11 protein-coding genes and 1 tRNA gene are annotated in these 14,779 nt (G+C 34.9%); 4 read left to right on the top strand and 8 right to left on the bottom strand.

The features are described from left to right. Positions 1 to 60: 60 nt before the first annotated feature. Positions 61 to 1,701, top strand: coding sequence for a malate dehydrogenase (quinone) (gene mqo, locus AOY20_RS10745; protein WP_054581856.1), 1,641 nt, complete (start codon positions 61 to 63; stop codon positions 1,699 to 1,701). A gap of 51 nt (positions 1,702 to 1,752) precedes the next feature. Here mqo and AOY20_RS10740 read toward each other — a convergent pair. From AOY20_RS10740 to hrpA, 4 genes are all read right to left on the bottom strand, one after another. After that, positions 1,753 to 1,828 (bottom strand) — tRNA-Gly (locus AOY20_RS10740). Between the two features lie 65 nt (positions 1,829 to 1,893). Then, positions 1,894 to 3,315, bottom strand: a complete 1,422-nt coding sequence (gene cysS / locus AOY20_RS10735; protein WP_054581855.1) for a cysteine--tRNA ligase — start codon at positions 3,313 to 3,315, stop codon at positions 1,894 to 1,896. Positions 3,316 to 3,538: 223 nt separating this feature from the next. Beyond that, on the bottom strand, positions 3,539 to 4,651 hold the full coding sequence (locus AOY20_RS10730) for a beta-ketoacyl-ACP synthase III (RefSeq protein ID WP_054581854.1): 1,113 nt from the start codon (positions 4,649 to 4,651) through the stop codon (positions 3,539 to 3,541). Between the two features lie 29 nt (positions 4,652 to 4,680). After that, the gene (hrpA, locus tag AOY20_RS10725; RefSeq protein ID WP_054581853.1) at positions 4,681 to 8,616 is read right to left on the bottom strand and encodes an ATP-dependent RNA helicase HrpA; all 3,936 of its coding nucleotides are present in this window, start codon (positions 8,614 to 8,616) and stop codon (positions 4,681 to 4,683) included. 336 nt (positions 8,617 to 8,952) lie between these two features. Here hrpA and ahpC point away from each other — a divergent pair, with 336 nt between their 5' ends. Next, positions 8,953 to 9,516 (top strand): alkyl hydroperoxide reductase subunit C, encoded by a 564-nt coding sequence (ahpC, locus tag AOY20_RS10720; RefSeq protein ID WP_054581852.1) that lies wholly within the window; start codon positions 8,953 to 8,955, stop codon positions 9,514 to 9,516. Between the two features lie 191 nt (positions 9,517 to 9,707). Beyond that, positions 9,708 to 9,914: a KTSC domain-containing protein gene (locus AOY20_RS10715; protein ID WP_054581851.1), complete on the top strand. Its 207-nt coding sequence runs from the start codon at positions 9,708 to 9,710 to the stop codon at positions 9,912 to 9,914. A gap of 54 nt (positions 9,915 to 9,968) precedes the next feature. Here AOY20_RS10715 and AOY20_RS10710 read toward each other — a convergent pair whose 3' ends face one another. The 3 genes from AOY20_RS10710 to AOY20_RS10700 all read right to left on the bottom strand — a co-directional run bounded on the left by AOY20_RS10710 (position 9,969) and on the right by AOY20_RS10700 (position 12,294). Next, positions 9,969 to 10,565 (bottom strand): O-methyltransferase, encoded by a 597-nt coding sequence (locus tag AOY20_RS10710; RefSeq protein ID WP_054581850.1) that lies wholly within the window; start codon positions 10,563 to 10,565, stop codon positions 9,969 to 9,971. Positions 10,566 to 10,597: 32 nt separating this feature from the next. Then, on the bottom strand, positions 10,598 to 10,816 hold the full coding sequence (locus AOY20_RS10705) for a DUF1653 domain-containing protein (protein ID WP_054581849.1): 219 nt from the start codon (positions 10,814 to 10,816) through the stop codon (positions 10,598 to 10,600). Between the two features lie 188 nt (positions 10,817 to 11,004). Then, the gene (locus AOY20_RS10700) at positions 11,005 to 12,294 is read right to left on the bottom strand and encodes a dicarboxylate/amino acid:cation symporter (protein WP_054581848.1); all 1,290 of its coding nucleotides are present in this window, start codon (positions 12,292 to 12,294) and stop codon (positions 11,005 to 11,007) included. A 561-nt stretch (positions 12,295 to 12,855) separates the two neighbouring features. Between AOY20_RS10700 and AOY20_RS10695 the strand changes: the two genes are divergently transcribed. Further along, a complete protein-coding gene (locus tag AOY20_RS10695) occupies positions 12,856 to 14,067 on the top strand; it encodes a YeeE/YedE family protein (RefSeq protein ID WP_054581847.1) in 1,212 nt (403 codons plus the stop codon). A 46-nt stretch (positions 14,068 to 14,113) separates the two neighbouring features. On the opposite strand, the gene AOY20_RS10690 is transcribed toward AOY20_RS10695, so the two are convergent. After that, positions 14,114 to 14,599 (bottom strand): hypothetical protein, encoded by a 486-nt coding sequence (locus AOY20_RS10690; protein ID WP_417855912.1) that lies wholly within the window; start codon positions 14,597 to 14,599, stop codon positions 14,114 to 14,116. Between the last annotated feature and the right edge of the window lie 180 nt (positions 14,600 to 14,779).

The raw sequence follows: 14,779 nt of genomic DNA, 5'->3' as shown, positions 1-14,779 counted from the left end.
TGTCTGGGTGTTTTTTAAACATAATAATCAAATACACCACCACACTGAGACATAATTAAAATGAAAAAAGTCTTTAAATGGGTACTAATCTCTCTATGTATAAGCATTCTTTTGGGATACATTTTTCTATTTCGCCCAATTGCTTCCTCAATTAATATCACACAACAAAAGAATACTCCCACAATTGATGTTGTACTCATTGGTGGAGGTATTATGAGCGCAACATTAGGTACTTACCTCTATGAGCTTGAACCAAATTGGAAAGTTCAAATGTTTGAACGTCTAGATCAAGTGGCTGAGGAAAGCTCCAAAGGACTCAATAATGCTGGAACTGGACATTCTGGCTTTATGGAAATGAATTACACCCCCGAAAAAAATAATCAAATTAATATTCAGAAAGCCGTAACTACAGCCGAACAATTTGAAGTGTCAAAACAGTTCTGGGCTTACCAAGTAAAACACCATATTCTTCACAATCCCAAATCTTTTATTCATCCTGTTCCCCATGTTGCTTTTGTTTGGGGTAAGCAAAATGTTGATTTTCTAAAAAAACGCTATGCATCCATGACTCAAAACCCTTTATTTTATGGAATGAAATATACAGAAAATCCAATAGAAATTGAAAAATGGGCTCCACTTATTATGCATGGTCGCAATTTAAAAGAAAAAGTTGCTGCAACGCATATGGATGTTGGTTCCGACATTAATTATGGAGAAATCACCAAACAATTGATTCAGCATCTTACTACTAATCCAAACTTCCACCTAAACACCTCCACAGAAGTGACAGGTATTAGCCAAAACAATGATAAAACATGGACAATTTCTTATCTCAATTTAAAAAATAATCAAAAGGGATATATTCGAACAAAATATGTCTTCATTGGTGCAGGTGGAGCAACCATCAAACTACTCCAATACACTGGACTAAAAGAAGCAAAACAATATGCTGGATTTCCTATTGGTGGAACATTTCTGATCACAGATAACCCAACCATTACAGCACAACACACAGCTAAAGTTTATGGTCGAGCAGAGCTAGGGGCTCCCCCTATGTCCGTTCCTCATATTGATACGCGCTATATTGATGGCAAAAAATATGTACTTTTTGGTCCATTTGCAACCTATTCAAATAAGTTTCTTAAACATGGCTCACAATCTGACTTACTTATGGCAACTCATCAAAACAATATTATTCCAATGTTAAGTGTTGGCTTTAAAAATTTAGATCTTGTTCAATATTTAATAGATCAAGTGATGATGTCTAAACAAGAACAATTAAAAGAACTCCGAAAATATTATCCAGAAGCAAAATCAAAAGACTGGAACTTAAGCCAAGGTGGTCAACGCGTTCAAATTATAAAAAAAGATTCCGACCAACCTGCTGTACTTAAATTTGGTACTGAAATTTTTGCCTCACCTGATGGCACACTTACTGCATTATTAGGTGCATCCCCTGGTGCATCAACATCATCCTATATTATGTTAACGCTGTTAGAGCAAGTTTTCCCAAAACAAGTTTCTTCTACTTGGAATCATAAAATTAAAAAAATCGTACCATCATATCAGCAAGAACTCAGTAAAGACCCTATTCTACTCGACCATATTCGGACATACACAAGCTCAACACTTGGTTTAGATTACACTTCACGTACAACGCATAATAAAGATCACCAACCGATCTTAAATACAATTCATTAACTTCAAACAATAAAAAAGCCTAAATCAAATGATTTAGGCTTTTTTGAATTTTGGAGCGGGAAACGAGACTCGAACTCGCGACCCCAACCTTGGCAAGGTTGTGCTCTACCAACTGAGCTATTCCCGCAATATGGAAGTGAATTATAGAGACTTTATTTTAACTGTCAATATGATTCACTTCCAAATGGCGAATTAATCAGCACGACGCCAAACAGTACCTTGACGTGTATCTTCTAAAACTACACCTTGATCTAATAAAGATTGGCGAATTTCATCGGCACGTCCAAATTCTTTCGCTTTCTTTGCATCTTTACGCTGTTGAATTAAATCTTCAATTTGTTCAGGTGTTAAACCTAAAGCTTCTTGACCAATATCAGACTTTAAGAATTCATCTACATTGTATTGAACTAAGCCTAGAATGTTTGTTAGATGACGAAGCGTTGCATAATAAACTTCAGCTTGCTCTGCTTTCTCTTCTTTTACTGCACTATTTAATGCTTTATTCACTTCAAACAATACAGCAATTGCTTCAGATGTATTGAAATCATCACGCATTGCAGCATTAAAACGTTCTACAAATGCATCATCTAAAGTTTCAACAAGCTTTTCACCATAAATGGCTTGATATGCCTTAAATGAGTGATAGAAACGAGATAAAGCCGATTTAGCTTCTTTCAATGCAACATCAGAGAAATTCACTGGGCTACGATAATGTGATGACACAATGAAATAGCGAATCACTTCAGGATGGAATTTATCCATCACATCACGAATAGTAAAGAAGTTGCCTAATGACTTAGACATTTTCTCACCATCGACATTAATAAAGCCCACATGCATCCAATAATTTACATATTGTTCGCCTGTTGATGCTTCAGATTGTGCAATTTCATTTTCATGGTGCGGGAATGTTAAATCCGAGCCACCACCGTGAATATCAAAATGATTACCTAAGCAGCACGTTGACATTGCAGAACATTCAATATGCCAACCCGGACGACCATTGCCCCAAGGTGAAGCCCAAGAAGGTTCATTTTCTTTAGCATGCTTCCAAAGCACAAAGTCAAATGGATGTTTCTTTTCAACTTCTACATCTACACGCTCAGATGCACCTGCTTGCATATCTTCCAATTTACGACCAGATAAACGACCATATTTTGCAAATTTATCAACTTGGAAGTAAACATCACCATTATTTGCTGGATATGCAGTACCGTTATTCACTAAAGTACCAATCATACTTTGCATTTGATCAATATATTCTGTTGCACGAGGTGCTTCATCAGGTGCTAAACACCCTAAATTTTCAGCATCTTCATTCATTGCTTGAATAAAGCGATCAGTCAATGCTGTAATGCTTTCACCATTTTCATTGGCACGTTTAATAATTTTGTCGTCAATATCTGTAATATTTCGAACGTATTTAACATTCCAACCTTGGCTACGTAAAAAACGAATAATATAGTCAAATGCAACCATTACACGTGCATGCCCAATATGACAATAATCATAAACCGTCATACCACAGACATACATATCAATATGCCCTTCTTTACGTGGAACAAATTCAACTTTTTTACGTTGCTCTGAATTATATAGAACAAATGGTTGCATAGTGCTTCATATTAATTTTATAAAAAGATGCCTAATCTTAACCTATGGCTTATTATTCATAAAGTTTTAAGCATTGTTTTTCTAATTTAAATATAAAAAATTTGTGTGACCGAAATAAACTGCACGTTTTTGGCTAAATTTTAATAAAATTTAATCCTAAAACAAAAAAAGTGACTGAATAAATTCAATCACTTTTATGAGGCTTCAATTATTTTAATTCAGCTTAAACAACTTTCTTCTGAACCAAAATTGAACCTACTGAATAACCTGCACCAAATGAGCATAGTACGCCATACTCACCATCATTCACTTCATGTGCAGTACGATGCAATGCAATCATTACACCTGCAGATGATGTATTTGCAAATTCATCTAAAATAATTGGCACTAAATCAGGTTGAGCATTTTCTTTACCTACAACCAATTTTAGAATCAATTCATTCATGCTTGCATTTGCTTGGTGTAACCAGTAGCGCTTCACATTTGCAGGGTCAATTTCATTCTTTTGCAATTGTTTCGTAATCATTTTTGCAACAAGTGGGCAAACTTCTTTAAATACTTTACGCCCATCCTGACGGAAACGATTATTATCAATATCTGCATCAACTTCGCTCATATTTAGGAAGCCAAAGTTGTTACGAATATTATTTGAAAATTGTGTAAATAAATTAATATCTAAAACTTCAAAACCTGTTTTCGTTGTCGTATCTTCAATAATTGATGCTGTTGCAACATCACCAAAAATAAAGTGACAATCACGTGAACGGAAATCTGTGTGACCAGAAGTAACTTCAACATTCACAAGCAATACACGGCGTGCACCAGCTTTAATTGCATCATACGCTTGCTTAATACCAAATGTTGCTGCTGAACAAGCTACATTCATGTCATATGCATAGCCTTGAATACCCAAAGCTGTTTGAATTTCAATTGCAACAGCTGGATATGCACGTTGTAAGTTTGAACAAGATAAAATTACAACATCGATATCTTCAGCAGTAACACCCGCATTTTCCATCGCTTGTTTTGCTGCAATTACACCCCATTCTGCTTGAATCGACAATTCATCGTTTGAACGCTCACGTAATTTTGGACGTAAACGATCAATATCTAAGATCCCTGTTTTTTCTGCAACATAGCGACGCTTCACGCCAGACGCTTTTTCAATAAATTCTGCGCTTGAACCACGAAGTGCTTCTAATTCGCCAGCAGCGATTTTTTCCGCATTTTCGAGATTAAAACGTTCCACATAAGCATTTAAACTTTCGACTAACTCTTCATTGCTAATAACGTCTTCTGGATGGTACAAACCAGTACCAGTAATACGGATGCTCATGTAAAACTCCTATTTCGATTAGCCATATATTAACTTATTCCAAGTTTTTCCCATAGTTTTTGCAAACGGGTTGGTGAAATTGGCATCTTTGTTTTCATTGGTTGTGAAAATAAAGAGATCCGTAACTCCTCAACCATGAAATATAATTCTTTAAGGCGATCATCATTTTTGAACTTAAATAATTTTTCCATCCATGGGTCTACTTGATCAATGGCAGAAGTATCCCTTTGTAAATTATTTGGAAGTCGGTCTAAACGTAAAATTAATGCCTTTAAATAACGTGAAAACTCTAACCAAACATCAATTGGTTTCACATAAACAAAGTCAGATAAGCTCATTAAATCAAGCTGATCTTCAATATCATCCATACTTACGCCAAAGATAGAATCGTCTAAAACCAATAACTTTCGACGTATTTCTTGCCATTGAATAAAAATTTCACTTAAATTTTGTAATGCTTTCTGACCATGAGTTAAGAAAGATTTTCTTACATTTTCCACAAGTACTTGAAACTCTTCAGCATTCACAGGAAGTTCAGTAATTGCCATTTGTAATGTGGCATAAACTAACATTTGCTCTAGCTTTGCTTTATCTCCAAGTGGTGAATAAGCCAAAGCCAATGGTTTAGAAATCTGTTTTTTCAACTGACGAACCAAATCTCCAAGCTGCATATGCACCAAACGAATAATGCCTTCACGATGCTGCTTAACTGCTTCAACCTGATCATTAAAGGTTTGAATTACAACACCAGATTCATCTTTTTGCTCTAAATCTACAAATTTCTTAGAAGGAACTAATGCCTGATATTGCTTAACAATAACACCAGTCACCTTTTGTGATGCTTCAAACACAAAGTTATCAGGGAATGTTTTAAACTCACCCTTCAATTGTTTTACAGGACTATGTGTTTCTGTACGACAACGTGCTTTTAACTCAGATAAATTTCGACCTTGCTCAATAATTCGACCTTTTTCATCACTCACTTTAATCAGTGGAATCAAATATTGTTCAATTCGATCAAAAGAAAAATCTTTTTCTGTAATTTGATCACCACGTAATTGATAAGCCAAATAACTTAAAATATGTGCTTGTAAATGTTGAGCATCAATATTTTTCACAAGTTTCTTTGCTGTATCAGGAATTGGAACAAAATGACGACGTTTATCTTTTGGTAAGCTTTTGAGTAATGCCTCAATTAATTCTTGACGCCATCCAGGAATTCCCCAAGACCAAATATTTTCATCAACCTGAGCTAATGCCTGCACAGGAATTTTAACTGTTGCACCATCTTCATCATGACTTGGATCAAATCGATAAGATGCTGCTAATCGCAACTCACCGTTACGTAAATAATCAGGGAATAACTGAGTCGTCGGACGATCATCTAACCATAAAGCATCATCCTCAATGAATAAACATCTTGGGTCTTTTGGTTCTACCGTTGCGCGCCAATCTTCAAAACTACGGCGACTTGCAACATCTTCAGGAACTTTAGAAGCATAAAACTGATAAATCGTTTCTTCATCAACCACTAAATCACGACGACGTAATTTATCCTCAACACGTTCTACTTCTTCTAATTTAAGTAAATTATGCTTTAAAAATGGTGGTGTAATACCTAAATTACCCGTAGTTAAAGCATCTCTTAAGAAAATTTCATGTGCTGCAAGCTGATCTACTTTTTCATAATTAATTTGACGCTTAGGCTCAACAATTAGACCAAACAATGAAATTTGATCATAAGCATTTACCACACCCGCTTTTTTCGACCAATGTGGTTCAAAATAATGATGTTTTAGTAAATTTCCTGCTGCCAATAAAATCCATTCCGGTTCAATTTTCGCAAGTGTACGTAAATAAACCTGAGATGTTTCCACCATTTCAAAAGCCATCACCCAAGGTGTATTGGTCTTATGTAAAGTCGATGCTGGAAACACACGTGCCTTTTGCTGACGTACTGCCATAAAAACATTACGTTCATCGGTCTTATTGGCAATAAAAGATAAAAGACCCGTCAATAAAGCACGATGTAGATTTTCATAGCTCGCTTTCTTGGTATTAAAAGACAGCTTTAATCCCTGTGCTAAATCAACCAATTGTTCATGTGTTTTTTTCCATTCACGCAAACGTAACCAACTTAAAAAATGCTGGCGTGCAAAAGTACGACGTTTATTTTCACTCATTCCACCTTCACGATTTTCGTGTAAGGTTTCCCATAATTTCAAATAAAATAAAAAGTCTGAATCTGCTTCTCGGAATAATGCATGCTTTTGATCCGCTTGCATTTGCTTATCAGCAGGACGTTCACGAGGATCTTGTACAGCAAGTGCAGCGACTATCACCAAAATTTCATTCAAAACACCAAAATGTGCTCCACCTAAAATCATACGTGCAAGACGTGGGTCAATTGGCATTTTTGCCATTTGTTGACCAATTTTGGTGAGGGAATCTGCCTTGCCTTGAAATCCTCCTTTAACCAAGGAAGATTTAGGTGGATTATTCATTTCATCAACAGGCGTAGGTTGATTTCTCTTCTCAACCATTGCCCCAAGCTCAATAAGAAGCTTACGACCATCATTTACTAAGCGATGGTCAGGTGGTTCAATAAAATCAAAATCTTCTAATGTACCTAAACCTAAACTTTGCATTTGTAGAATGACAGAAGCTAAATTCGTTCTTTTAATCTCAGGTTCTGTAAACTCAGGACGACTTAAAAAATCCTCCTCCGAATACAAACGAATACATACACCTGGTGCAATACGACCACAACGACCTTTACGCTGATTTGCCGCTGCTTGCGATACCGCTTCAATAGGTAAACGCTGTACACGAGAACGATAGTTATAACGTGAAATACGTGCAAAACCACTATCAATCACATAACGAATATTCGGCACAGTCAATGCCGTTTCTGCAACGTTTGTCGCAATAATAATGCGTCGCCCACTACCAGATGGATTAAAAATTTTCTGCTGTTCTGCTAAAGCTAAACGTGCATACAGTGGTAAAACTTCTGTATGTTTAGGACCATGTTTAATTAATGTTTCTTGTAATTCTCTAATTTCTTGTTCTGTACTCGCAAAAATAAGAATATCCGCATGTTCAGGATGCCCTTTTTCCTGCGCATCTTGTAAACATTCCTCTACAGCAGATACAACTGCTCGTGGAAGATTTTCTTCAAAATCATCAAATTCATCATCATCACTACCACCAATATTCATTTCTGAAATTGGACGATAACGTAACTCCACAGGATAACTACGCCCTTCAACTTCAAAAATAGGCGCACCATTAAAATAATTTGAAAAACGGTTTACGTCTAAGGTTGCTGAAGTAATGATGACTTTTAAATCTTTACGACGAGGCAATAGCTGTTTTAAATAGCCCATGATGAAATCAATATTTAATGATCGCTCATGTGCCTCATCAATAATTATCGTATCGTATTTTGTTAAAAAGCGATCATTCACTAATTCTGCTAATAAAATACCATCCGTCATTAAACGGACAATTGAATCTTGTGAACCTTGTTCATTAAAACGAACTTTAAAAGAAATTGATTCCCCAAGTTTTTCACCAACTTCTTCTGCAATACGCTGCGACACACTTCGTGCAGCTAAACGACGAGGCTGAGTATGACCAATTAAGCCAGTTAAACCACGACCTGCCAACATAGCAATTTGAGGTAACTGCGTTGTTTTACCAGAACCTGTTTCACCCGCAACAATAATGACTTGATGCTTTTCAATCGCCTCAATTAGTTTATCTGCATATTGAGTAACAGGTAAATCTTGATTCAGCTTAATATTAGGGATACGAGAAAACCGCGCTTTTACTTTTTCATTCGACTTTTCAAAAAGCTCCTGATACTGCTGTTCATTTGCCTCTTTTCCTTTACGTAGTCGATTTAAACGATGACGGTCACGCGCCAAAACGAGTTGATCTACATTTAAATGACTCAGCACAGAATAAAATCCCTAAAAACAACAAAAGCGTATTTTACGCTGTTCTCCACAGAAGAGAAAGAAGCCAATTTTTGTTAATTTACTGCTTTTTTAAAATTTTCCCTTGAATTTTATATCATACGACTTCATCTTGTTCGTAGGGTAAACGTTAAATATTCAACTTTTAGCTCAATACTAATGAAATTTTGTATTGTGAAAGAAGTAAATTGTTCCTAAATGGTGTTTAGTTCGGTTTTTCCGATTTTACTAATGTAAAAATACCATTTTAGCAACATCATAGAATTCGTTAATCTATTAGGATAGAAATTAAATACAACCTCAATCATGGAGACAATGATGAGCTTAATTAATACTGAAGTTAAACCATTCCAAGCAACTGCATATCACAACGGTCAATTCGTTGAAGTTTCTGAAGCTAACTTTAAAGGTAAATGGTCAGTAGTATTCTTCTACCCAGCTGACTTCACTTTCGTTTGCCCAACTGAACTTGGTGACCTTGCTGACAACTACGCTGAATTCCAAAAATTAGGCGTTGAAATCTATGGTGTTTCTACTGACACTCACTTCACTCATAAAGCTTGGCACGACACTTCTGACGTAATTGGTAAAATCCAATACCCATTAATTGGCGATCCAACTTGGACTCTTTCTAAAAACTTCGAAGTATTAATCGAAGCTGCTGGTCTTGCTGATCGTGGTACTTTCGTTATCGATCCTGAAGGCAAAATCCAAATCGTTGAAATCAACGCTGGTGGTATTGGTCGTGATGCTCAAGAACTTCTTCGTAAAGTTAAAGCAGCTCAATACGTTCACGCTCACCCAGGCGAAGTTTGCCCTGCTAAATGGAAAGAAGGCGACGCAACTCTTGCTCCTTCAATCGACTTAGTTGGTAAAATCTAATTTTTAATTAGATCAAACTAAAAAAACCACGCTTTTGCGTGGTTTTTTATTTCTAAAGAAAAAATAATCTAAAAATATTTCGCTTTCGATACTTTAATATATTTACAAATAAACACTATATTTCAACTCAATGAATAACTTAATTTAACTGTATAACAATGCACAAATACAATGAGAGAGGTGATCAATATATGCTAAAAACTATTGTTGTGAAATCTTGGAAATACAGTGCAACATCTAAACATTTAAAAATTTTCTACACTGACGGTACTGCCGACTTATTTCACCCTGTTCCAGAATTTATTTTCAATAGCTTATCGCGTGCTTTAGACAAGCGAACTTTTATTGAAAAATACTTAGAATACAATCTTCAATTTACACGTATCTCAATTCAATAATCATCACGCCATCTTAGATTAAAGATGGCATTTTAATATCAACTAGTCTTCAACTTAAAATGGTGTAACTAAAAATAGCCCTGCACCGACTGGCAAAGTAGTCGTTATAAATCTACGATCTGCACCGACTATCTCTATAAAATCTTTCACTTCATGTTGATGTGAAATGACATTATCCACCACCAACAAACTTCCTTTTTCTTTTAATAGATTGGGTAAATAATTCCAATATTCACAATAAGCATCACGCTCTGCATCTAATAAGATAAAGTCAAATTGTGCTGTCGTATTCTTTAAGTATTCTAGTGCGTCTGTAACGTTAAAATCAATAACATCATCCAATAAGAAATCACGCGCATGCTGTTGCGCAAGGCATACCCTTGCTGAATCTATCTCTAATGTCGTAACACGCCCCTGTGTCGATTTAGCGGCATTTGCAAGCCATAAAGTCGAATACCCTGTAGATGTTCCTATCTCTAAAATATTTTTTGCTTGTTGCGCACAAATTAAAATATTAAGTAATTGTGCAGATTCAGGCTCAATATTTCTATATCGCTCTAAACGATCTGTTTTCTCAGCATCATGCTGTTTAAATTGTTGATATAAATTTTCAATTTTTGATAAAAAATTTAATTCTAATTCTTTATTCATTTATAACATCCTTGTTTTCTTTATTTCATTATTTATTCAGTTTCTTGAACCAACTTAAACCGCTCAACACTTACACCATCTAATATAATTTTTTCTTGGAACATTTCTAGTGGTCTAACCCACATTGAATAATCACCATATAAACATTGATAAACGACAAGTTTCTCTTGAGTTTCACTATGCGTAGCCACATGAAAAACTTGATATAAATTGCCTTTATAATGCTGATAAATACCTTTCTTTAAACTCATTAACCATACACTCAAATTAAGCTATACATCAATCATATGCTTTTTTCTATTCTTATATCTAGAGCTACCTGTATATAAAATCCCTATTAAAAGACAGCTTAAACCAGTATTTTTAAAATTCCTTTGATTTAAATATTTCACACATAAAAAAAACAGCCCCATAAAGGAGCTGTTTTACATTTTACAAATTAATGCTTTTTCAATGTTGCATCAAGTTGTTCTTTGTCTAAAGCTTTATCCCAACGCGCAACAACAATTGTTGCACATGCATTACCAACCAAGTTAGTTAATGCACGGCATTCTGACATAAAACGGTCAATACCTAAGATAAGCGCCATACCTGCAACAGGAACTGCAGGAACAACAGACAATGTTGCAGCAAGTGTAATAAAGCCTGCGCCAGTTACACCAGCAGCACCTTTAGAACTAATCATTGCAACTAATAACAATGAAATCTGTTCGCCAATAGAAAGATCAATATTACATGCTTGTGCAATAAATAATGCAGCCATTGTCATGTAAATGTTCGTACCATCTAAGTTAAATGAATAACCTGTTGGAATAACAAGACCAACTACTGATTTTTCACAGCCAGCTTTTTCCATTTTGTCCATAAGACCTGGTAAAGCCGCTTCAGAAGAGCTTGTACCTAATACCAACCATAATTCATCTTTAATATAGCGAATTAAGTCAATAATAGAGAAACCATTGTATCTTGCTACTGCACCTAAAATAATCAAAACAAAGAGCAATGACGTGATGTAGAAGGTCGCAATAAGCAACATCAAGTTACCGATACTTGAAATACCGTAAGCACCAATTGTAAATGCCATCGCACCGAAAGCACCCAATGGAGCAAATTTCATTAACATACCCACAAGTTTAAATACTGGAGTTGTTAAATTGTTAAGTAATTCAGTAATTGGCTTACCTTTTTCACCTACACTTGCAAGTGCCAAACCAAATAATACTGCAACGAAAAGCACTTGTAGAATTTCACCACCAACCAATGGACTAACCAAAGTCTTAGGGATAATATTCATGAAGAAATCAACCAATGAAGCTTCATGTGCTTTTTCTACATATGTTGCAACCTTATCACCATGCAGTGTTGCTGGATCAATATTTAAACCTTTACCAGGTTGAATAATATTGGCAACAACCATACCTATAATTAGTGCAAGCGTAGAGAAGGTAATAAAGTAAAGCATTGCTTTACCAGTTACACGACCTACAGACCCCATGTTAGTCATACCCGCAATACCCGTAGATACTGTGAGGAAAATAACAGGCGCAATAATCATTTTCACAAGGTTAATGAAAGCGACACCAAGTGGTTTTAAACTTTCACCATACGCAGGATAAAAATGGCCAAGTAAAATACCTAAAATAATGGCAAAAATTACTTGAATATATAAAATTTGATAAAACTTTTGTTTTTTGGGAGGTTGAGCATGCTCATCAACATGAATATCCATGCAAGAGGCCTCTGCAGTCAAGTAAAAAGGGAATAAGCATTCAAATTTATAAGCCAATCATCACAAAAATAAATGGTGCAAAATAATGATGCAATTTCAAAGGCGCCAATTTTAATGAAAATAAAAATGATATGGCAAGCTTTTATATTATCAATTAGTCGTATATGAATTACATCACCCTGCACGAAAAGGCTAAAAAATAAACACTCAATTTCAAAAAAGTCTAATATATATACATATAGTTTTTTATATGAATAATACAAATATAGCTAATAAACAAACCAAATACAAAATAACAAACTAAAGTCTAATTATTGTATTTCAAATACTTAGCTGAATAAATTATTAAATAATTCATATAAAAAATACCATTTAATACTTATTAAGTATATAGTTATTCTTAAAATATATTAGATTTTTTTCTAATACTTTTATTTTTTATTTTTTTACACAAAAAGTTGTATTTTTGAGCATTTTTGATCACTTTTCAAACTGATCAAAAAATTAACTTATTCTTACAAATGCTATAAAATTTATATAAATTTCCTCTTTTTTATACTTATGACCGTTATATCTCCTTCTCACCATCGTTCTAATGGATCGATTGGTGTTGCTTTTATATTGTTAGTACTTGGCACTATTGGTGCTTATTACTACGTGGGTTTAAATCAAGCACTACTTTTTGTTATTGGTGGTGCTTTAGGTATGACGCTATATCATGCTTCATTTGGCTTTACCTCTAGCTGGCGTGTTTTTATTAAAGAACGTCGTGGTCGTGGTTTACGTGCCCAAATGATTATGCTTGCATTAGCAGTACTACTCTTCTTCCCTGCGCTTGGTTCAGGCGAACTTTTTGGTAATCCTGTAAAAGGAAATATTAGCCCTGTTTCTATGTCTGTCATGATTGGTTCCTTTATTTTTGGTATTGGTATGCAATTAGGCGGTGGTTGTGCCTCTGGAACACTTTATACGGTGGGCGGTGGTAGCTCACGTATGATCTTTACATTAATTTTCTTTTGTTTAGGTTCTTTAATAGCAACTTCTCATATTGACTGGTGGTTTAATCTTCCTCATTTAGCACCCATTTCATTAGTCAATGAATTAGGAGTATTACCTGCTCTAATTGTTAACTTCATTTTATTTGCTGTGATTGCCTTTATAACCATTATGTTTGAAAAGAAACGTCATGGTAGTTTAGAACAAGAACCCCAAAACCAAGTTCAAGGTTGGAAACGCTTTCTTCAAGGTCCATGGCCTTTAGTTTGGGGTGGTATTATTTTGACTTTACTGAACTTTGCAACTTTAGCACTTGCTGGTCGTCCTTGGGGTGTGACTTCCGCACTTGCTGTTTGGGCTGCGAAGTCTGCAAGTTTTGTTGGTGTAGATGTTGCTTCGTGGGCATATTGGCAACAACCTGGTAATGCAAAAGCTTTAAGTGAATCATTATGGTTTGATATTACCTCAATAATGAATTTTGGTATTATGATTGGTGCATTACTTGCTGCAAGCTTAGCTGGAAAATTTGCACCAAACCTAAATATACCTAAACGCTCATTACTTGCAGCAATTCTAGGTGGGTTATTACTCGGTTATGGTGCTCGTTTAGCTTATGGTTGCAATATTGGCGCTTATTTTAGTGGTATTGCATCTGGTAGCTTACACGGTTGGTTATGGCTCATTTTTGCATTTATTGGTAATGGTGTTGGCGTAAAACTTCGTCCTATTTTCTTTCCAAATGAAAAACCACAACCTGAAAAACTAACTGGTTGTTAATAAAAAAAGCCCAGTTCATCTGGGCTTTTTTGTAAAATTAAAATCATTATTGATTTAAAGCACCTTTTAAATTACATCCATAACCCATTACTTGCTGAACTTGGCGATATGTTGTGTATCTATTTAAAATAAAATCATAAAACTGATCAACAGATACAAAATTCTGTTCTAAATTTTCATTTTCAGCATTTGGTAATTTTAATCCTTTAACTAAATTCAAATTCGCATGCCCTAAACGATACATTTCGATGAAATAACCATTCATCAGATCACAATATGCAATCTTTGTAGGCTTCAGTGATGTACTTGCAACCAAATGCATGTTTAAAGTTTTTAAATCGGTTGTATCCAATGGATATTGATGTGCAAATGCAATACTTTCCATCTGCTTAAATTGCTTAAAATCTACAGCTAATTTTTCATTTAATTGATCGAAACGTTGTTGTAATTGATCAATATCTTTTACCTGATAGGCTGTAACATCAATTTGAGCTCTTGGCTTCTCATCTTTTGTACAACCTACCAATAGCATACTGAGCATTAAAGTCGTCCAAATTAACGGCTTCATCATCTAATCTAACTCTCAAATATTAAGCAATATGGATTATTATGCCCGAAATAATCAAAAACTGTCAGCGTTTATAATTTTATGAATAAAGACTTTTCTTTCTATATTTAAAATAAAAATAATGAATATTATTTGCCATATTTG

The organism is Acinetobacter equi (assembly GCF_001307195.1).
GTDB lineage: Bacteria > Pseudomonadota > Gammaproteobacteria > Pseudomonadales > Moraxellaceae > Acinetobacter > Acinetobacter equi.
This window is presented reverse-complemented; position numbering and strand designations above follow the sequence as displayed.

Excerpts from the sequence above, each read along its gene's own strand:
- mqo (WP_054581856.1), top strand. The coding sequence starts at position 61 with ATGAAAAAAGTCTTTAAATGGGTACTAATCTCTCTATGTATAAGCATT.
- cysS (WP_054581855.1), bottom strand. The coding sequence starts at position 3,315 with ATGCAACCATTTGTTCTATATAATTCAGAGCAACGTAAAAAAGTTGAA.
- AOY20_RS10730 (WP_054581854.1), bottom strand. The coding sequence starts at position 4,651 with ATGAGCATCCGTATTACTGGTACTGGTTTGTACCATCCAGAAGACGTT.
- ahpC (WP_054581852.1), top strand. The coding sequence starts at position 8,953 with ATGAGCTTAATTAATACTGAAGTTAAACCATTCCAAGCAACTGCATAT.
- AOY20_RS10715 (WP_054581851.1), top strand. The coding sequence starts at position 9,708 with ATGCTAAAAACTATTGTTGTGAAATCTTGGAAATACAGTGCAACATCT.
- AOY20_RS10710 (WP_054581850.1), bottom strand. The coding sequence starts at position 10,565 with ATGAATAAAGAATTAGAATTAAATTTTTTATCAAAAATTGAAAATTTA.
- AOY20_RS10705 (WP_054581849.1), bottom strand. The coding sequence starts at position 10,816 with ATGAGTTTAAAGAAAGGTATTTATCAGCATTATAAAGGCAATTTATAT.
- AOY20_RS10700 (WP_054581848.1), bottom strand. The coding sequence starts at position 12,294 with ATGGATATTCATGTTGATGAGCATGCTCAACCTCCCAAAAAACAAAAG.
- AOY20_RS10695 (WP_054581847.1), top strand. The coding sequence starts at position 12,856 with ATGACCGTTATATCTCCTTCTCACCATCGTTCTAATGGATCGATTGGT.
- AOY20_RS10690 (WP_417855912.1), bottom strand. The coding sequence starts at position 14,599 with ATGCTATTGGTAGGTTGTACAAAAGATGAGAAGCCAAGAGCTCAAATT.